Annotated in this window: 1 protein-coding gene (cut by a window edge); it reads right to left on the bottom strand. The window is 73.5% G+C overall.

From position 1 onward, the window contains the following. A protein-coding gene (locus LL648_RS05825; RefSeq protein WP_232661361.1) for an ADP-ribosyltransferase crosses the window boundary here: on the bottom strand, positions 1–22,372 show its 5' portion. 8,492 nt of this gene lie to the left of the window's left edge; 22,372 of the gene's 30,864 nt are visible here — the first part of the coding sequence; it begins with the start codon at positions 22,370–22,372; its stop codon lies off the left edge, out of view.

Here is a 22,372-nt window from a genome sequence, read left to right as displayed (position 1 = left end):
GGATCGTCGTCACCCGGTCCGCGCCAGGGGCGTTGCCGTTGCGGACGGGCACCTCGATCACGAATCCGCGCGGTGTGAGCATGGCCGGCAGCGGCCCTCGCCAGCGCTGCCCCGCCAGCGCCGACGTGATCACGGCCTGCAGCTCCACGTCGCGGTCGAGGACGCCGGGGAAGCGTCGATCGACCAGTGCCGTGGTCTCCCGCCAGATCGTCGTCGGGTCGGCACCGACGACGAAGCTGCCGTCCTGGATCGCGGCGTCGCTCATCCCGGTGAGCACGTTCTGCGGCACCTCGACGACGTCGGGGCCCTCGTTGCGCAGCCCGGCGGCGTCGAGCAGCGCGTCGAACGTGCTTCCCCGGCCGCCGTACGCCGGGTACAGGGCGCGGAGCCCGTCGCGCAGCGCCTCCGGCGTGTGCGCGAGCAGCAACGGCGTCGACGCGCCACCGGCCTCGATCCACGCTGCCCGGTCGTCGCGGTAGCGGGCGAGCAGGGCGTGCGTGTCGCGGTCGGACAGCTTCAGATCGCCCTGCAGGAGCCGCTGCACCGCCTGTGCGATCTGCTCGATCGGAACCGTCGGCTCCCCCAGCAGGTAGTGGGCGAGCACGTCCCGCTCCGGGATGGCGTAGCTGATCGCGAGCGGCACCTCCTCCGTGGTGGTGGCGCCGTCCGGGGTGGTCACCGCGACCTCGGCCGCGACGGCCATGTGGTTCAGGTGTGCTTCCCCGACGTCCAGCACGAGCATCTCCAGCCCCGCGGTGAGCTGCCACGTGTCGGACTCGCGGACGGCGCCGGATCGGGTCCACGCGCCGTCCGTCGTGCCGGCGCCGCCCGGTTGCTGCTGGTCGATCCCGCCCGTGGCCGAGCCTGCGCCGCTCCTGCTGCGCGTCCGGCCCCGGCCGCCGCCGACGCTGACCGTGGTCATGGTGATGTCGCCGAGGACGGGCGCGGCCCGCCCGACCCATCGGGAGTCACGTGCGGCGGCGCGCAGCACGAGTGTGACCCGCTCGGTGCGCCCGTCGGGCGCGCGGACCTGCAGCCGGGCCACCCGTTGCGCGGTGAACAGGTCCTGCAGGCCTGCCCGGAAGGCGTCCGGCCCGAGGAACTCGCCGAGCCGACGCACGGCCTCCGGCTCCAGCTCCCAACCCGGCGGGAGCTGCCGGCGCACCGCGGCGACGGCGCCGCGCACGTCGGCCGCGAGCACCGTCGCCCTGTCGAGCTCCCACGACGTCGTCGGGCGCGGCTCGGCCGGCCCTGCCGACCGGGCGGGGGGAAGGTGGTCGGACGGCACCTGGAGGCGACCGCCGAAGCCGCCCTCCGCCGTGCCGAGCGGCGAACCGTCGGGGCCGCTCAGCGTGGCCCGCACGGTTCCGGACGCGCTGAACGTCGCTGTTGCGGCCCGTTGCCCCTCGACGAGCGTCACGACGTTGCTGGCGATCCCCGTGCTCGACTCCGCGGGGCGTTCGCCACCTCGCGCGCCCGCAGCCGCGCCGCCGAACACCGACCGGCTCTGCACGCCGGCGGCGCCGGGATCGAGGTCGAAGCCCGGCAGGGCGACACCGCCGACCTTGCCGGAGCCTTCGAGCCCGCGCGTCCACGACCACGACCGGACGGCCGAGCTCGCCAGTATGTCCAGCCCGACCATCAGCCACTCCCGGTCGTGGCCGAGGTAGGTGGATCGCGACCAGTCCGGCGCGACGGCGACGGTCATGCGGAACTGCTCGGTTCCGCGATCGAGCAGGACCTCGTGCCCCACTTGGACGCCGTGGTCGAAGCCGGTTTCGAGGTTGTGCGCCGAGAGGGCCGCGGCCACGCGGTGCAGGTTCTGCAGCTGGACCGCAAGCGTGTCCGGTGCGACCTCGTGCCACCGCCTGCGATCGGCCGGCGGGAACAGTCCGTGCTCGCGGCCCACGACCAGCATGTCCTCCAGGAGGCCCTGATCGACGTCCAGCCGCATCAGCGCGTGCCCGACCGCGGCGACCCGGCCGGCGCCCTCGCCCATGTGGACGGGCAGCTGCGCCCGGCGCCCTGGCGGCGCCTCGGCGACGAGTCGGGCGCGCAGACGGCCCCGCCGGTCGACCGCGTTCGCGTCCACCGGCAGCCCCGCGTGGTGGGCCGCCTTCTCCGGCACGCGCAGGAACGCAGAGCCGGCACCGGTCACCGCTTCGCCCTGGCGGGCCGGGTCGTCCACCCAGTCGATCTCGACGACGTACCGGACCGGACCGCGCACACCGACCGTCGGGCCGCGGTAGCGGTGCACACCCGGCCGGATCGCGGTGCCGGACGTCGCCACCCCGTGGCTGCCCGCTCCGGCCCGCCGCCCGCCGAGCGCCGCCGTGCCCCCGACGTGGCCGCCGAACTGGTCGCCGACGGCGGGCAACGGGTTCACCGAGCCCGCCCCGCCCAGCTGCCGACCGCCGGACCGGTTGGCACCGGTCGACGAGAACAGCACGTGCAGGTACTCCAGCAGCTCGTTCGCCACCCGGACGCCGACGGTTGCCCACCGCGGCCACACCGGCAGCGCGCGCACCGTGAGCCGGGCGAGCGTCCGCCCCTCCGCGTCGACCACCGGAGGCGGCGCAAATCCCTGCGGCGAGGCCGCGGCCCCGAACCGACCGGGCAGCTCGTGCACCACGAGCGTCCTGACCTGCCCGTAGATGTGCTGCCGCGGGTCGGCGTGATAGCGGCTCAGCACCGCGTACAGGTCGTCGGCGAGCGCACCCAGCCCGTCGACCGCGACCGGGCCCGCCACCGTGAACAGCCCGGCCCGTCCGGCTGCGACGTCGACCCGCTCCGGATCGGCCACCACCGTGCGCGGCGGCCCGCGCGCCGAGTAGGCGTAGGACATCCACATGAGCATCGCCCGGCTGTCGACCGGGTCGGCAGGCCGACCGACCCGGTGCACGGGGCCCCACTCGCCGGTGCCGACCGCCCGCACCGACACCTCGTACTCCACGAGCACACCGAGCAGCCACGACTCGTCGCGGTAGTCGCTGACACCACCGGGGAGCCCGTAGCCCTCCGCCGCTTCCCCAACGGTCTCGTTGCGGCCCGCGTCGACCGCAACGGAGACGTGGCTGAGCACCGCCTTCCACGGCCCGTCCGGAAGCCACTCGGCCGGGCCGGAGCCGACACCGCCACCGAAGGAGCGCGACGTCGATCCGGCGTCGGAGCCACCACCGCCGATGATGTAGCCGCGCGAGGTCTGCGAGGCGACCCGGCCCCGTTCGGTCACCGGATCGGGGATCTCCCGCTTGCCGAGCACGCGGTAGCCGACCCGCACCTCGTGGTCGCCGGCGTCGAGCACCATCCCGTCGCGGGTGCCGGTCCACTGCGGGTGCTGCAGCGCCTGGTGCAGCCGGTCGCGCGACACAAGGTTCGAGCTGCCGCCGGCTGTCGCGAGCTGCCGGTCGATCAGCTCGGCCAGCTCCGGGAGGTTCGGAAGGGGGCCCGTCGGTTGGCCGGCAGCCACCGTCGCGTCGGCAGGCATCAGCTCCTCCCATGCCGCATGCGCCGCTTCGACGGCGTACCGCGCCGTCCTCGCCCGCGCGAGGACCTGCGCGTCGGGGCCGTCGGGCGCTCTTAGCTCGGCGAGCAGGACGTCGTAGGTACGGGCGGCCTTGCTCGTCCGGCCCCGCACGGCGCGGTAGGCCGCGGCCGACCTGTGTGCGACGGCAGCCCGATCCTCGGATTCGCGCACCTCCTCACGCAGTTGCGCGGCCCGTTCCAGTGCGGTGTCGTCCGATCCGCCCGCGGCCTTCTCCGCGGCGGCACGGGCCGCGGCCGCAGCGTCCCGGTACCGGGTTGCCCTGGTGTCCTTGGCCGTCACGAGCGCGTCGAGTGAGTCCAGCTGGTGGCGCAGGGTGCGGCGCAGGTGCTCGATCGTCGCGGACGGGTCCGGCCCGCCGCGCTGGAGCGCGGTGACGACGTCCGCCGCGTCGGACCGCAGGTCCAGGTAGGGCGCGATGCGGCGGGCGGCCCGCTCCGCGACGGTCGCCGCCGCGGCGTCGGCGAGCCGGGCCGCTCCCGCGGACAGCGGCGCGAACGCATCCCGCCCGCCGACGGCGCCCAGCAGATCCACCGCGACCGCAGCGACCGCGCCGGCCAGCTCCGGCCGCTTGTCCACGAGGGTGGCGAGCGCCTCGATCCCGCCGGTCGCGACGGCCGGGTCCGTCACCGACGGGACGCGCGCAACCTCCAGCAGCATGCCCAGCCACACCGCGTTCTCCGCGAGGAGGACGCCGGGATCGATCTTCTCGATCACCCGCGCACCCACGCGGTCGGCCACCTCGGCCTGGATCGCGTGCAGCCAACCGAGCGGGACGGTCACCGGCTCCCTTCCCTCGAACCGCACCCGGACCGCCTCCGCGTCGTGCCAGCGGACGTCGAGCCCGAGCGCCCTCGCGGCCGGCAGCAGCGCCGTCAGCCCTCGCCAGCTGCCCTGCACCAGCGAGTCCAGTGCGAACAGCAGCCGCTCCAGCTCGGAGGTTGACGGCGTTCCGTCCGCCTCGGCGAGCTGCCGCCGCAGGTGATCTTCGATGCGGTGGCGCATCGCCGCGTCGATCGGGCCGGCTGCCGGGTGCTCCTCGTGCCGGGCCAGCACGTGCCCTGCAATCGCCATCAGCCGGACGAGCTCGACCGACCAGCCGGTCCGCGCCGCGACGTCCCGCTCCGGCAGTCCCTCGCGCACGAGGTCGGCAACGACCCGCGACGTTCCGCGGCTCGCGGCCGGGTCACCGTCCAGCGCGGCCAACCGGTCCTGCAGCGTGCGCTGCTGCCCCCACCTGCGCAGTAGTGCGACGGGTCGGCGCGTGATCAACCAGCCGAGCACGGCGCCACCGGTGGCGAGGTACAGGAAGCGCAGCACACCGGTCGGCCACTCCGGCCCGACCGGTCCGGGATCGGGGGCGGGCGGGTTCACCGGCTGGGTCACTGGCGGCGGCGGCTCGACGGTCGCCGGCGCCGGCGCCGGCACCCGCACCGGCGGAGTGGGCACGACACGCAGGCGCTCGCCGGGGTGGATGAGGTCCGGATCGGAACCGGGCCCGAACCGGGCCGGATTGAGATCGGTGATCGTGCCGTGGCCGGGACGGGCGAACAGGCGCGCGAAGTAGTCGAGGTTGTCGCCAGGCCGCACGACCACGATCCCGTCGAAGCCGGGGACCGCCACCTCGATCGGTGTGCGGCGCGGCAGCGCGCGTGCCGGTCCCCCGCTTCCCAGCCCCGGGTTGCGGGCGAGGAACGATGCCTCGTCCATCCCGAACAGGCGGGCCAGCTCGACGGGGCTGTCGTCGAACTGCGGGACGAGCGGCACCCGGACGTCCGCGGTGCCGGGTGCCGCGGTGACACGGGCCGCCGGCCTGACGACGTCCACCTGTGCCGCGCGCGAGTGCGGACCGCTGCTCCCCGACCCGATCGGCAGCGCAGCGGCCAGCACACCCAGCCCGATACCGACGGCGGCCGTTGTCCTCCCGAGCCACGTCCACACTCGTGCGCGGGCAGCCGGTCTCCTGATCCGGACCACGGCTGCAGCCGCCGCGGCGACGGTTGCCATCGCAACGACCGCGGCCGGAGCGCCCGCGGACACGACCGTCCCTGCTTGCTCTGCCGCGCCGCCCAGGATCTCGGCCGCCGCCCTGCCGCCCCGGCCGACCGTCGATGGCAGCAACAACCCGGCGCCCGTCGCCAACCCGATCGTGACCAGCGCGGAGCCTCCACGTCCGGCAGCCGGCGCCGGATCCGCGGTGGCAGTCGGTGGCAGCGCGACCACGTGCAGGTGGCGCACCCGCCCGACGTTGCGGTCCGACTCGACCACGAACCGCGTACCCCTGGGGAGGGTCACCTCCTTCTCCATGACGCCGGATCCCACGCCGAACTTCTCGTCGACGATCCGCAGGTACTCGCTCCCGTCCACCGAGAGCAGGTTCGTCCCCGGCGACACGGTGATCGTCATGCGCGTGGAATGCATCGGGAACACGAGGCCGTGCGTCGCCGAGACGAAGCCGTTGTCGACCATCACGGTGCCGGCGGCGAGGCGTTGCTCCGGCAGTCCGCGGGTGTTGCGGGCGCGAGTGACGATCATGGTTGCGGGCAGCTGGTACCGCCCGATCAGCGCGTCCATCGCCGCACGGTCGGACCGGAGCCGCTCCTCCGGCACGCCACCGGGCTCACCGCTGCGCAGCCACCGGTTGAGCTGGAGGTGGTCCGCTCCGATGTACCTGATCAGCACGTCCATCTCGGCGTCCGTCGCGGTGACGGTGCGCCGGTAGTGAGCGGCGACGGTGAGCCCGTCGGTGACCTCGCCCGGCACCGGGTCCGGAAGCGCTGCCGCCGCCGCGACCACGTCCTCGTCGAGGATCGGCGGGCCGTCGGCCTCCGTGAAGCGGAACGGCGACCCGTCGGAGGCCGGCGCGACGTCACGTGCCAGCTCGTGGGCGTCGGGGCTCCGCGCGGTCCGGCCGTTCGGCCGGACCCGCACCCACGGCTCACCGCGCGGGGCGATCCCGACCGACATCGGCCGCGACTCGTCGAGCGAGAGGTAGACGTCCGAGCCGCTCTTCGCAGCCACCACCCGTGCCGCTGGCAGCCGCACGTGCCTCGCGAGCTCGCCCAGCCGGTGCTTCGGCAGCCCGAACAAGGACGCCGATGCAGCGACCGCGGGCAGCCCGCCGGGCGACGCGAGGCCGTGCCGCACCGCCAGCGCCCCTGCGAGCGACGTGAGGACGACCAGCAGGACGGTCCGGGCCTTCACCCGGAGCTTCCGGCCGGTCTCGGCGAGCATCGGGGGCGCGTTGGCGCGCTTCAGGTACCGGAACATCCCCGTGACGCCGACGGCCGCCGTCGCGACCGCAGCCGCTCCGACGCCGATCGGGCCGAGCACCGAGGCCTCGCCGAGTGTCGTCAGCACGTGCCCTGCCGCGCCGGCACCGGCGACCCACACGATGCCGTCGCGCAGCCGTGGGCCCTTCGCGGGCGGCCGGGGCAGGTTCTTCAGCACGGAGTCGGCGGCGCGCAGGCCTACCAGGTTCTCCGAGAGGAGCCGCTCCAGCTTCTCGCGGTCCCGCTCGGAGGGCAGGTCGCCCTCGGCCTCCAGCGCGGCGCGCTGCCGGGCGATCTCGTCCACGATCCGCTTGCGCATGCGAGTGACGTTCTTCGACCGGTACCGGGCGGCCCGCGCCGCCAGTCCCGCCGCGGTGCGCTGCAGTGCGCGGCTCACCGGGCCGGGCAGCGTGCGTACCAGCAGGGCGAACGTCCGCCGCACGAGTCGTACGAGCACCCGGTGCGGCCCGAGGAACAGGTCGAACGAGCGGACCTTCCCCGCGAACGCGAACGTCACCTTCTTCCCGAGCTTCCGGCGCTCGAAGAGGTTCACGGGCGCGACCGAGAACGGCGGCCCGATCCCGAAGACCTTCATCCAGAACGGGATCAGCATCGGCGTCTTCGTTGTCAGCGCCAGGTCGTAGTACAGCGCCATGTTGACCAGTCGGCGCAGCGGGTGCAGGCCGTGGACCCGCGGCCGGGACACGCCGACGACGGGCGTCGTCCCGAGCGCGAGCAGCGTGAAGTTCTGGACGCCCCGCTCCATCCTGACCAGGTGGAAGAACGTGACGTGCACCGACGCCCGCACGAACGGCAGCACCGAGATGGGCCGGCGGCTGTTCTCGATCGCGGGGAGACCCTGGTGCAGGTGGTCCTCGATGTTCCCCACCAGCACCACGCCGCCCGCGGTGAGCTGCACCCGCAGCCACCACGCGAGCGACGGCGGCAGCTCGACGTCGACCGCAGGCATCTCCGGGAGGTGGTAGGTGACGCCGAAGGCGCCGCCACGCTCCCAAACCGTGTTCGCGAGCTGCAGCCTGGCCTGCTCGATCTTCTGCCGCACCGACATCCGCGGCGCGCCGTCCCTGCGCACGACGGCGACGGCGCCCTTGAGCACCTTGCCGGCCCAGGGCCCGCGCGACTTCCAGTGCGGGAACACCTGCACCAGCGCACCCGTGACACCGATCGCGGCGAGCACTCCGGCCACCGCCGACAGCCCCGGTGCGAGCCCCGCGTTCGAGGACAGCGACGCCGCCGCCGCACCCGCGGAGGTGACGAGCCCCGCCCACGCGGTCTGCAGCACCGGGAAGTAGATCCGGTGCTCCGTCTCGAACGTCACGAACGGTGTCGCGGGCTCGCCGGGCTGCGCCGCCCACGCGGGCTGCTCGTCCAGCGTCGCGGCGGTCCGTAGGCCCGTCAGGCCGTCCGCGAACCAGACGCGCACCGCAGCGGTGACCCGACCCGCGACCCGACCGAGCGCCTTCGTCCACGGAGGCCCGCGGTTGCGCAGCACCGTGACCAGCGTGACCGCGCCGGCCGCCGCTGCGGCTCCCATCAGTACGGAGACACCGGCCGGCAGCCCCGACATCCACTCCAGCACGGCGGTGGGCCCGCTCCCGCCGCCTGCCGCGAAGTTGTCCGCCTCGGCCGAGCGGCTCCCGGTCGCCGGCAAGGTCGCGACGTCCGACGGGACAGCAACTCCCGCCAGCATCGGCCAGCCCGCCCTCGACCCTGCCTCCGGCGAGGAGGCCGGGGCCAGCGCCACGACGTGGACGTGCCGGACACCACCGACGGATCGGTCCGACTCGACGACGAACCGCGTGCCTCGCGGGAGCAGGATCTCCATCTCCGACGGGAAGGGATCATCACCGTCGATGTTCTCCGCGCCCGCCCCGTCGATCGAGATGACGTTCAGCCCGGCCGGCGCAGTGATCGTCAGCTGAACGGGCTTGCTCCGGAATCGATCCTGGAAGGTCGACGCGTAGCCGTACGATGTGGACACGTATGCCGGCTCGATGAGCACGGATCCCGGTGCCAGCCGCTCCGCGGGCAACGCCGCGGCGTTGATCCCGCGGGCGAGAACCATCGCCGCGGGGAGTCGGTACCGAGCCATGAGGGCATCGAGCGCCGCGATCTGCTGGTCAACGTCGGCCTGGTCCTTTTCATCGATCCCCCGACCGGTCCGCAACCATGGGTTGAGATCCTTGTAGTCCTCAACCGTGTACTTGATCAGGTAGTCGAACTCGACGCCGGTCGGCGTCACCGCCCCCCGGTAGTGCGCCGCGATCTGTACTCCATCGGCGAATCCGCTGCTCGCCAGATCGGGCAGCGTCCGCGCCACATCCTCGATCACGTGCTCGAAGACGTCGCGGACGAAGCTCGGCCCATGCACGAACGGTGATCCGTCCTCGGCGACCGACGTCCTCGTCAGCGCGGTCCGGGGATCACCACCACGATCGACCGTGCCGTCCGGGTCGACACGCAGCCAGGACGCGTCCACCGGCTCGATCCCGACCCACATCGGCCGGGACTCGTCCAGCAGGAGGTACACGGGCGCACCGCTCTCGGCCGCGACAACTCGTGCCGCCGGCAGCCGCACGTGCGACCCACCACCTGCTCGTACCGGTGGGGCCCGCCTGCCGATCGGCCGCAGCGTTCCGGCCGGCCCGAGCCGGACGGAGCCCGGCACAGGCCCCCGCGCGGTCAACGCGCGAGGCGCCGCCACGGGGACGGCAGGCCCGGAACCGTCCGCCAGCAGCCACCGGCCACCCGCTTCGAGCTCGACCCACGCCTTGCCGGCCTTGCGCGGAGCGTGCACCAGCGCGGCCACGTTCGGCGCCACCACGGGCGCGTTCAGCACTTCCTGCAATCGGTGCAGCTCGACGCTGCACGCCAGCCCGCACGCGGGGATCACCACGCGCGGCCGGTGTCCGACCTCCTTCGTCTTCACAGCGGCGCGCTCGCGCCACTGCTGGAACTGCGGCAGCGCACCCAGCAGCGCGGCCACCTGCCCGGCACGGAGCCGGATGTCGACGTCACCGGTCGGCACGTGGATCCCACGCCGGTCCACGTGCAGGACCACCGTGAAGTCGTTCGGGTCGACCGTCAGGTACGGGCCGTAGGTCCGCAGCCGGTCGCCGACCGCCGCGACGATCACGCCCGCGTCGTTCACCACCAGCTGCCCCGCGAGCCACCGCACGTCCTGCGCGGTTGCCCACCGCTGCGCGGTCACCGCGTGCCCGGTGCCCGCGGGCGCGTCGAACACGGGGCTCGACATCCACGCGACGTCCCGGACCGACCGGGCGAGCGCCGAGCGCACCGCACCGGCCACCGAGGTGACGGCGATGGGCTCTCCGGCCGTGACCATCCAGCGCGGCGGCCCGCGGGAGCGCACCATCTCGACGGCCTGCACCGCTGCTGCGGCCGCTACCACACCCGCCAGACCACCCGCCGACAGCACGGCGTCGGCCGCGGCACCCGCGAGGTCGCCGAGCAAGGGCAGTCCGGCGAGCGCGGCACCCGCGTTCACACCGGCCGCCAGTACGAGCAACGGGCGGCCGAGCACACCGGGCGGGATCGCGGAGCGCCGACCGTCCGGTGTCCTCGACGGTGGCACCGAGCGGGTCTCCGCCTGCTGCAGCTCCGCTCTGCGCCCTGCCTCCCTCTGCGCTGCCTCCCTCTGCGCTGCCTCCCTCTGCGCCGCCTCCCTCTGCGCCGCCTCCACCCGCAACAGGTGCAGGTCCGACGTGTGGGCGTGGTCGGCAGCCAGCGCGGTCAGGCGCAGCCACTCCCGCGCCATCGCCCAGTCCACTTCCACCTGCCGTCGCGCAGCGGCAGCACGCAGATCCGCGACCTCCGCCAGTATCCGGCCGGCTTCCTTCTGCCAGCTCACCTGCTGGCGCCGGCCGGGCTCGCGCCTCTCGGGCGGCAGGTTCGCCTGGTGCGGCAGGGTTCGGACGAGTGCGTCCGCGGCCGCGTTCAGCTCGTCCACCATCCGCTGCCGCCACGGCTGGAACCACTGGTCCACGGTTCTCGCCTGCGCGAGCAGCCCGTCGTACCGGGCTCGCACCTGCGCCCGCCACGTCGCCAGCGCGGCCGGCTGCGCGCCGGGCAGCCCGCTGCCGACATCGTGCACGGCGTCGACGAGCGCCCGGCGCTGTTCGAGGGTCCACGGCAGCCCGTTGCGCTCGCCGAACCCGGCCACCGCTCCCTCGGCGACCAGCGGCGCGCTCGAACGGACGTCCGCGACGAGGTCGGCCGCGGCCGCGGCGGGCAGCCCCGCGTCGACCGCCGCCCGCAACGCCGCGCCTGCCGCGCCCGTGCCGGCGAGCACGTCGAGCACAGCGGCCGATTCGATCGCGCCGCGGCGCGCCGCGGTCGGGCCGACGTCGGACCACCACGGCGCGTACTGCTGCGCAGGTCCGTAACGAGGCAGCACCAGCTGGTCGCTGACCGCCGGCCCCGCGTAGCCGCCCCGGAAGAGTTCGCCGCCGTACAGCGCGACCGCGTTCCCGTGCGACAGCATCGCCGAGGCGTCGATGGCCAACGACAGGTCCCGTGTCGCCGCCCCATGCAGGTCGTTCCACATCTTCGCCCTGACCAGCGCCCGCACCTCGGTGGGGAGTGTCGTCCCGCTGCGGGTGGGCACCATCCGCAGCCCACCGAGCGTGCCGTCCCGCAGCGCCCGCTCCAGCTCGGGTGTCAGCGCGACCTGCGACCCGAACGCCAGGCCGTGCAGCCGGGCGTCCGATCCGGTGGTCGCTGCGTCGATACCACCGATCGTCGAGGCGCCCGTCACCGCTGCCGTCCCCGGCAGGCGCAGCGCGCCCGGCGCCGCGGCCCCGCCGCCGGGCTGCTCGCCGGCCGCCCACGCCTTGGACAGCTGCTGCGCCTGTGGCGTGCGGGGCTGGACGGGCAGCTTCAGGCCCGCGACGGCGCCCTTGCCCGGAACAGCGGGCGCATGTGCGGCGGCGTTCACCAAGCCCGGCGGAGCACCGTGAGCGACCGGCACGACAAGCGACCCGAGCGCGGCGAGCACGCCGCCGACCTGGCGGGCCTCCGGTCTGAAGTCGGCGATCCGCGTGCTGCGGGACACCGGCGTGCTGCGCTCGATCGGCGCATCTGCCAGCGCGATCCTGGGCGAGTACGTCGAGGGCGCGCGCCGACCCGTGGCCGGCACCCATGCGCCGTCCGGCGCGATGGAGAAGGTCGGACGGCCGCCGCCCCAGTTCACCGGGGCTCCATCCGGCAGGCGCAGCGCACCGACCGGCTTGTACGCCGTGCTCAGGGGCTGCCCGCCGGCCGGTGCTCGCCCACCGCCCAGCGCGACGGAGAACGTCGGCCGCCCGTCCGCGCCGCGAATCGGCCCCTCGGCCGGCAAGCGGACCGTCCCGGCCCACTTCGTCGATGCCGGGACAGGTCCGCCGATTCCGTCCATGCCCGCGGGCCGTCCGAACCCGCCCCTGACGATCCCCAATCCGTCGAGCACCGGCGCCCGCGCGGTGGCGCCGCCGCCCTGCGGCGGGCGGCCGGTGAAGCTGTAGGTCAGGCCGGCGCGGCCGCCCTTCGTCGCAGCGGGCGCGCCGAGCATCGCGGCGCCCTGCACGATCCCGGACACGGCGTCGAACCGCCCGTTCGGCCCGAGCCGGCCCCATCCGTCGACCGTTGAGGAGACGTTCGAGGCGAGCATCGAGGCGCCGCCCGCGATGGCCGTGCGGTCGGCCGCCCGCACGACGCCGGGCGCGACCCTCGCGATTCTCGGGACGGCCGCGGCACCCCGTCCGACCAGCGGCAACGCGCTCAGGCCTGCGCTGACGTACTCGGCGCGGGCGTTCGGGTCGCTCCAGCTGACGGACTGGTTGTGGCTGGCCCTGTCGGCCAGGTTGGCGGCCGACGCCCCGATGCCGGTTGCGATCGCCGCACTGCCGGCGACCACCGCAGTGCCGCCGGTGGCGGTGGCGGCGAGGATGGTGAGAGCGACGATGGCGCCGGTCGTGGCGTAGTCGCCGACCTGCTGGCCGGTCGTGCGGTACCGCGCTGCCCCGCCGGTCAGCGACACCGGCCCGGTGTCGTTGCCCGCGATGGTGTCCGACCACGAGAGGCGCCCGTCGAGGGAGAAGCCCTCCGTGCCTGTGTTTCGGTACTCGTCGATGCTCGCGTAGGTGCCGCCGAACCGGTCGACGAAGACGCCGTCGCCCCTCTTGAACAGCATCGGCTCCGAGGTCACTCCGCTGGCCGTGTCGCTGTACATCATCGGGATCGCGACGACGTCGGGGCCGCCCGCGCGCAGCACGGCCAGCACCTCTTCGGCCTTCTGACCGGTGACGCCCTGCTCGGCCAGTTTCTGCCGGCGCGCGTTCTCGTCGACGCTCCTCGTCCGCATGTGCTCGTCGAGGTACTGCTGCCCGGTCTGGAAGGCGGCGATGTTGGCCAGTGCGTCCGTCTGGTACCTGGCCTCGAACTGGCCGCGCGCCTCGTCGTCGGCGAGGTGGCGCATCACCTCCATGTTCACCGCGGCGGTGCGTGCGAAATAGGTGTCGTTACGTCCCGTGGACGGCAGCGGGACGAACCGGCCGAGCCGCTCGTTCGGGTCGATCGGGTTGTGCCGCAGCGACGCGTAGGTCAGCTCGGCGAACGTTCCGTAGCGGTGGATGCTCGGCGCGCGGTCCAGCTGCGCCTTGTCCTTCGAGGCGTCCATGGCGCGGGCCAGCCCGGTGAAGCGCGCGATGTCGCCGTTGGTCCGGATCATCTGGCCGGCCCACGCCTTGTCGGGGGAGCCGCTGACCATCGCGAGGTCGACGGTCCGCAACATCGCGCCCGACTGCGCCATCCGGTCCATCACGGGCCCGATCGCGTCGTTCGAGCGGCCGATGTCGTCGAGCAGCTTGTTGCGCGTGCTGTTGAGTGCGTTCGCCCACTGCTGGGTCTGGTTCGGCGAGCTGTCGAACGCCGCCCGGTCCTTCTCGAACGCGGCGATCCGGCCCTTCAACTTGCCCTGCTCGATGGCCAGCCCCATCGCCGCGGTCTGCGCGAGTCCGTACTCGCCGCGGATCCGGTCGAGGTGGATCTGCGAGACCTCGAAGGGAGTCAACGACGGGTTGTCCTTGCGGATGTCCTTCGTCAGCTGCGGGTCGATCGCGTTGATCCTGCGGAGCACGTTCGGATCGGACTGCAGCGCGGCGTCGGCGTTCTTCAGGTCCAGCCGCAGGTTGGCCAGCATGATGCTGTCGATCGTGCCGCGGTCGGCGAGCCACTGCGCGAGCGGACCGGTCGTCCCGTCGCCGATGGCGGCGTCGATGTCCCTGATGGTGGGATCGATCGCCTGCAGCGCGGCGAGGTCGCGGTTGCCGCGGTAGGCCTCGATGCCGTTGTAGACGTCACGCATCTTGCCGAGCAGGGCCGGCGACTTCTCCCGCATCGCGTCATCGCGGATCCTGGCCTCGTAGAAGGCGCCGAGCGCGATGTCGGAGTTGGCGCCCGACATCGTGACGAGCTTGTCGTACTGCTCGCGCTCCTGCGGCGTCAGCGAGTTGTAGAGGCCTGCGGAGTACAGCGGGAGCTGCGCGTTCGGGTCGTTCGGGTCCAGCCCCATCGACAGCGCGATCTGCTTGTCGAGCGGCGTGTTCATGGTCGGCCTGGTCTCGCCGGGGCGCACGGTGTGCGGCAGCCAGCCGCGGTTGGGCGACGCGACCCAGTCGTACATCGTCGACGTCCCCGTCGGGAGCTTGGCCGGGTAGCGGTACTCGCCCTCCTTGACCACGCCGTTGAGGTTGAAGTTCTGGCAGATGTCGGCGCACACGTAACGGCGGCCGCTCCCGTCGGCGTTGCCGAAGAAGAGACCGATCGTGTTGGTCTTCCCGGCAGGGTCCTTCTCGTCGAAGGTTGCGCCCGGGACGAGGACCCTGCTCGGGTCGCCGTCCATGCCGGCCTTCCAGGGCTCCAGCACCTCACCGGTGCGGGAACTGCCGATCACGCAGCCGGTGCCGGTGCAGACCGTGTACCCGCCGTTGCCCTGCCCATCCGGTGAGACGTTCGTGAACCGGCACGCCTCCTTGCACGTCTGGCCCTCGCCGGTGGCGTTGACGTGGAAGATCGGGCTCTTGGCGTGATTGGTCATCGAGAAGTAGCCGTTCGGCGCGCCCGGCGTCGGCCGGAACTCGCGCTCCATGAAGCAGTTCTCGCACGCCGTGGACCCGAGGACGCGGTCTTCCTCCGGGATGTTGCGCAACGCGTACTCACAACCCGTCGTGCATGTGACCTGCTTCGCGATGCGATCGGGCATCGTCTCGACGCACGGACCGTTGCAGGCCGCGCGCCCGCCCGTGCCGTCCGCGTTGCCGAACACGCCTTCGAGGCGGTCGAACTCGCCAGGGTTCTTGTTGACGTTCTCGTACTTGAAGCCGTTGCTGAGGAAGAAGCTGCCGCTCTGCCCGGTCATGACAAACGATCCAGGCTGCATGGTGCCGTTCGCGTCCAGCCCGGGGCCGAGTACGCGGGTGAACCCGCCGTTCAGGTTCGCGGGGCCGTTGCCGTCCGCGAAGAGCGTCGGCTTCCCGTACGGGGTGAGCCTGCCGATGCCGTTCCACGAGATGTCGGACTGGTGGCCCGCCTGGTCGATCGCGTTGATCTTGGCGTTGGTGCCCGCGATGACGAAGTGCTCCATCTTCTCGCGGAATCCGACGTTGCCGGAACAACCGTTGGGGCACTCGGTGCGGAACGTGCCGCCGGTCGGGTCGGCGAACGTCATGCGGTGGACGTTGCTCGGCGTCCGGCGGTCGTAGGTGACCGTCGATCCGCTGTAGCTGTCATAGGTGGTCGAGTTGAGCCCGCGCACCCAGCCGCCCGCCCGTCCCTTCCGGTCGGCGACGGCGGACGCGCCGCCCTCGGTGCCGACGTTCACGTCGACACCGAGCGCGGGCTGGTTCGCCACCCGCGGGTTCCTCACCGTGGCCTTGCCGGTGGCGTCGACGTCGACGGTCTGGCCACTCCTACCCGCCATCGCGCACGGGATCGGGCACTTCGTCGACGGCGTGTCCTTCGCCGCCCGGTCCTCCTCGAACATCGTGACGTCGCACATCCCCGCAGCGAGGTTGCAGTCGACGGTGGCGCCGTGGACGTTGCCGTCGAGGCCGTCCGGCCCTGCGCCGGGTGTCGGCGGCGGCACCGCCGGGATGAAGGCGGCGCCGGAGTCCTTGTTGCACCAGCCGTCGCCGGAGCAGCCGGACCGCGCCAGCCCGGCGAGCGCGTTCACCTCGGCGGTGACGCCGCAGCCGCCACCGCTGGAGCCGCCACCGCCGCACGTCGCCCACGCGAAGGCGGTGTAGAGCCCTTCGGGGCGCTGGACGGCCTCGTTGAGCTCGGTGTGGGCGTAGAAGCTCGTGGTGCAGTTCGCCGCGCCGGAACAGCTCGCCGACGCGTTCGCGTACCCGGGGCCCGCCGACGCCTGCGCCGAGACCGCAACACCGCCGCCGCCCATGCCGCCACCGCCGGAACCGCTGGCAGAGGCGCGTGCCTCGCTGCGGCCGCCCGGCCCGCTCCAGCTGGCCGACGCGCTCGCCGAAGCCGAGTACGAGTGCGAGCACGTCGTACCGGGTGAGCCCTGGCAGGAGGCTGCGGCCTGCGCGCTGCCCGGTCCGGCCGACGCCTGCGCGGAGACCATGACCTGGCCCTGCCCGAACGTCCCACCGCCGTGGCCCGCCGCGTTCGCCGACGCCTTCGAACCCGGCCCGGACGCCGCGGCCGACGCCGAGGCGGAGTAGGAGTAGGAGCAGTTCGTCCCGGCCGATCCCTGGCAGGACGCCGCTGCCATCGCGCTGCCCGGCTGGGCCGACGCCTGCGCGGAGACCATGACCTCGCCCTGCCCGAACGTCCCACCGCCGTGGCCCAGCGCCTTCGCCGAGGCCCTGGCTCCCCGCCCGGAGTCCGACGCCGACGAGGCGGCCCGGTAGCTGTAGGTGCAGCCGGCGTTCGTGCTGCCCACGCACCCGGCCGCCGCCATCGCAGAACCCGGCTCGGCCACGGCGATCGCGTTGGTCGCGCACCAGCCGGAACCGGCGCCGCCGCTGGTCCCGCACGCGGCGTTCGCGGTGGCCGTGCTGCCGCCGGCGCCGCCCTGCGCCGCCGAGCGGGCCGAGAACGCGTACGTGCACGCCGCGCCGGCATCACCCGAGCAGGACGACGACACCTGGGTCCCGGCGGCGGACGCCCCGACCTGCCCGCCTGCGGCGCAGTTGCCGTCGGTGCCCGCCGTGCAGGTCGACGACGTGGAGGCCGTGTTCGTGCCCTCCGGCGCGGAGAACTGGGCGTTGCCCTCGATCCGGGTGGTGCACCCGGTGCCGACGCAGCCCGCCGACACCTCGGCGGTGGAGTCCGCAGCGAACCCGCTCGTGCCGCCCTCGCACGCGGCCGCCGCGGCGCAGCTCGTCGTGGCGAGCGCCTGGGCCGTCTGCGGCCTGCCGGGCGCCGTGGCCGTCCGGAGGGTGTCGGTGATCGTGGCCGGGTCGTCGGTGACAACCGTGGTGCTGCTCGCCGTGACGGGGCACGTCCCGCTTCCCGTCGAGCAGCTGCCCTGGACGGTGGAGCTGGTGGTGCCGACGCGGGTGGCGGCGGAGGCCCCTGCTGTCGCGCTCGTGCCGACGCCGGCGTCGCACGGCCCGTCGCCGGTGCAGGCGGCTCTCGCGGCGGCGACCGAGACGCTGGTCGGGTCGGTCGCGTCGCTGTTCCCGCCACCGGCAGCGCGGGCCTCGGGCCGGGCAGCGGCGATCGCCGCCTGCGCGCCGCCGTCCGGGGAAGCGGCCGAGGTGGACTCGCTGGTCACCGAGCCGGCGCACCCCTTGTCGGGGCACTGCAGCGACGCGCTCGCCTGCGTCGTGCCGGAGCGGCCGGCCAGCATCGGGGCGCCTTGGGTGGTGCTCTCCGGCAGCCCACTGTTCGTCGTGGTGGTGGCGGCCGACGCCGCGCTCACGCCACAACCCTTCGCAGCCGCGGTGCACGTCGACTCGGCACGCGAACGGCTCGCGGTCGCCGGGTCGCGCTCCCCTGCCAGCGCCGCGCCGGTGATCGCGTCGGCCACCGCGGTGGCCGTGCAGTCCTTCGCGAGGCACTGCGCAGCCGCCGAGGACTCCGACATCGTCGCCGGGGCGCCGGTCACCGGCTTCTTCGCCAGCTCGGCTGCCTCGGTCGCGGCCTCCGTCGCCTTCTTCGCGGCGGCGGCGGACTCCGTGGCCTTCTGCTTCTGCTCCGCGGTCGCGCCCTCGCGGGCGGCGGCCTGCTGAGCCTTCTTCGCGTCCTGTTCCGCCTGCTCGGCCTTCTCGGCGAGGGTCTCGGCGGTGGTGTTCTGCTGCTCCGCGATCACGTCGGCCACGACCTGGCCCGCGCCCGCGGTCGAACTCGTCCGAACCTGGCAACCACCCGAACCGGCGCAGCTACCGCTGGAGGTCGATCCACCCTCCGGTGGGCCGCGGGCCCCGTTCGCCCCGGTCACGGTCGACGGGCCGTCGGAACCGGCCGCTGAGCTGGACGCCGTACCCGTGCAGCTGGTGCCCTGAGCGCAGTCGAGGGTCGCGCTGGCCATCGACCAGCTCGACGCCCCTGCCACCGTCGGCCCGCCCGAGTTCGCCGACGAACCCGGCGCCGTCGGCGCCGGCGGGCTCGCGGGCTGCTCGTCCTTGCGGTTCTGCGACGGCTGCTCCTCGCCGGTCCCTTCCTGCGTCACCGTCGCGTTTGCCGTCGACTTCGCCTGCACCACCGGGGCGATCACGTTCGCGTCCGGCCCCGACGAGGCACCCGAGTTCGTGACGGCCTGGCACACACCGCCGGAGACACCGGCGCAGCTGCCCTCGCCGTGGGAGCCACGCGGATCGGCCGACACGGCCGGATCCGTCGCACTCGCGGACGAGGTGACCTTGCCGTCGCAGAGCTTCGCGCCGTCGCACACCAGCACCGCACCGGCCACCGATGCCGCCGACGGACCCGCTGGCAGTCGGGCGACGTTGACCTTCGTGTCCTCGGCCGCGAACGCGAGCGCAGCACCCGGCCCGCTCGAAGCGCTCGACTCCGACCTGACCTCGCAGCCGCCCGTGCCTCCCGTGCAGGCCGCGGTGCCCTCGGACGTCCGCGGCGCCGCGGTGCCCTCGAACGCGGTGGTGGTGGTGGTCCGGATCGTGCCCGAGCAGTTGTCCCCCGCATCGCAGCTGATCGTCGCGTTCGACGACGCCGTCGACGACGGACCGGTCGACGGCTGCCCGGCGACCGGCTTGCCGGTTGCCGGGTCGAGCACCTGAAAGTCGGGCGCGGACGAGGCCTTCGAACTCGCCGCACCCGTGCAACCGCCGTTGGTGACGGCGCACTCCGCCGTCGAGCCGGTGCCACGCGCCCCTGCGAGCACGGCGGTGTCCCGCGCGCTGGTCGCCGCTGCCGCCGACCCGCCGCACGAGGTCGCCGACCCGTCGCAGGTGATGGTCGCGTTCGCGGTGGAGACGCTCACCGGGCCCGTCACGCCGGGCCTGTCGGCGGCCGGATCGGTCCTGCTCGCTGCCCGGTCGGCCACCTCGGTGCCCGAGGTGGCGGCACACCCGCCACCGTTCGCGGTGCAGCTCGCCGAACCCTTCGAGTCGCGGATGCCGGTGATGTCACCGGAGGCGCCGCCGGTGGTTTCCGCCGCCCCGGTGCCCTTGCAGGTCGCCGAACCGCAGTCGACCCGGCTCGTCGCACTGCTGTCCGCCGTCAACACCCGCGCGGCCGGCGCGGTGACCAGGCGCAGCGCCGACCGCTCCGGCCGCGCGACGTCCTCGCCCCCGACAGTCGAGGACGACTCGGAGTCGCAGTCGCCACCGTCAGCGGTGCAGGTCGCGGCGCCGGTGGTCTCCCGGACCGCCGGACCGGCGGTGATCGTGCCGCTGGTCGTGGCGGCGCCGGTGCCCGTGCAGGTCGCGGTGTCGCAGTCGATGCGGACCGCGCTCTCGCCGGTGCCCGCGGTGCCCTCGGCAGCGCGAGCACCGCTGGAGGCCTCGCACCCACCGTCGGTGACGGTGCAGTTCGCCGCACCACCGGCGGTGGTCTCACGGGCCTCCGCCGCCGTGGCGGTGTCGCCCGCCATGCTGCTCGCCTTGCTGCCCGCCTTCGTGTCCGCCGAAGCAGCACCCGCGCAACCCGTCGCACCGTCCCCGCACGCCACATCGGCGTTCGCGCGGGCGTCGTCGCCGTTGTCCAGGTCGATCTCGATCGTGGTGGCGCACCCGCCCGCAGTCGCGGAGCAGTTCGCCGACGCCACGCCAGAGCGGGTGTCCGTGCCATCGACCGACACCAGCTGCGTGCTGTCGGCGCGGTCGGTCCGTCCCGTCGTCGAACCCGTGCCGTTCGACTCGCACGAACCCGCAGCCGATCGGCACCCGACCTCGGCGCCGGAGCGGTCCGCGACCGCGTCCACATCACAGCCGCCCGTGCACGTCACCGAGCCCTCGGCGCGGGAGTCGGTCGGGGGATCTTCCGTCGGTGCACTGCTGGAGCCGCGACACGATCCCGTGTCCGTCTCGCACGACATGCCCGCACCGTCCCGGCCGGCACGCGACAACTGCCCGCAGTCCCCGTCGCCGATCGAGCACCACGCGTCCGCCTTGCTGCCGCCCGCGGACGCACTGCTGCCACAACCCTGGTCGGCACCGCTCAGGTCACACGAAGCGGAGCCCTCGTTGCCGTCGGAGCCGGTAAACGCACCACACCCGCTCGACACGCCGGCCAGCCCGACACACCTGTCCCGTTCCTCGCCGTCACCGCTGTCGGTGACCGACCCGCATTCGACGAACACACCGCTCGACCCGCAGCCCGCCGCCGACCCGTCCTCGGGAGCATCGCCCGGCACTCCCGACGGGCGGTCGCGGTTCGTCGCCTCGCGCAGCTCGTCGGTCGACGTGTACAGGTCCTGCTTGTCCTGCTCCAGCTGCGCGGCGCTGCGCTCGTACTCGTCGGCGGCCATCGAGGCCTTGCCCGACTCCAACGCGGTCTCGCGGGCGGAGACGTCGCGGTGCCCGTCGACGACCTCGTCGATCAGCTCGGCGTGGTCCTCCGAGAGCGCTGCCTTGTCGGCGTCCGCCTGCGTCGCCAGCTCGGTGTGCGCGGCTTCCCGCGTCGTCAGCTCGTCAGCGGTGATCTCACCCGAGGCCGCCTGCTTGCGGCTCTCCTCCAACTCCTGCGCGGAGTTGTCCTTGTCGATCCGGCTTTCGAGCGCCTTCTCCACCTGCTCGGCGTCGTCGTCCCACCAACGCCCGTCCTCGTCCCCGTGGTTGTTGCGGTCCTCGTCGCCGTCGCCGATGTCACCGCGACGGTCGCCGTCGGACTCCGGTGGGCCGCGGGCGCTCACCGACGATGCCAGCCCCGAGCGCAACGAGTCGAGATCACCGCAACCCGACATCGACTCGCACAGCCTGCGCACGGACTCCCCGTCCGGCAGGTCCGCCGGGTCGTGGTCGGCCCGCTGCCGCTCGCCGGTGGCGTGCTCGGGTTCGGCGTCGTCGCGCTCGCCGGCAGCGGCGCTGTCGCGCTCACTGCTGTCGATCTCACTGCTGTCGATACCGCTCTTGTCACCCAGCCGCTCGGCCCATTCGGAGATGCGTTCGACCACATCGCCGTACCCAGCGCCGTTCTCATCATCGTTCTCAGCGCCACTGTACTCATCGCCGTCCGCTCCCGACCGCTCGACCATCTCGTCGACCCACTCGGAAACCTGGCGGTTCACGTCTTCGCCGCTGCCGTTCTCGGCCGGTTCGGCAACACGATCCGCAACCCCGCGGGAGGCCGATCGGTCGTGGTTGCCGTCCTCGGCATCGTCCGAGTCGTGATACCGGTGTCGGCTCTGCTCGCCGTCCCCGTCGCTTTCGTCGGACCTGTCATCGCGTTCGCCGTCGGCGTTCTCCCGGGCCTCGTCGACGAACCGGTCGGCGAGGTCGTCCGCCCATTCGGTGATCCGGCTCTCCAGCTCACCGCTGTCCCAGGAGTCGTTGCCGTCCTCGCGGTCGGATTCCGACCTTTCGTCGGAACGGTCGGCCCGGAGGTCATCGGACCGGTCACCCTCGCCGGCCCGTTCTTCTTCCTGCCCGCCGGACTCCTCTTCGGTTTCCGACGGCGTTTCCTGGGACGTATCCGAATCGGTGTCGTCCGACTTCTCGGAGTACTCGTCCTGCCGATCGGAGTTCGACTCCTCGAACGATCCCGATCCTTCCGACGAATCGCTACCGGAATCATCGGAGCCGCTTTCGGCGTCGTCTCCGCTTTCGACGTCACCGTCGTCACCCGCGGCGAGAAGCGTTCCCGCCGGTCGCTCCTTGCCCTTGACGAAGCCGAGCGACGCCGTCTGGATCGGCACCGCGACGGCCGCCGAAGCGGGCGTGGCGAGCAGCGCCGCTCCCATCCAGAGGACGATCGCGCCGCCTGCCGAGCCGAGCGTCCAGCGCAGCACGAGTGCCAACCGCGCGAGCGGCGTGAGGCGCAACCGGACCGGGCGCACGCCGTCACGCATGGCAGGGCCGAGGCCCTCACCATCGCGAACAAGGCGTGCAGACAT

This window comes from Pseudonocardia sp. TRM90224, from assembly GCF_021245725.1.
GTDB lineage: Bacteria > Actinomycetota > Actinomycetes > Mycobacteriales > Pseudonocardiaceae > Pseudonocardia.
This window is presented reverse-complemented; position numbering and strand designations above follow the sequence as displayed.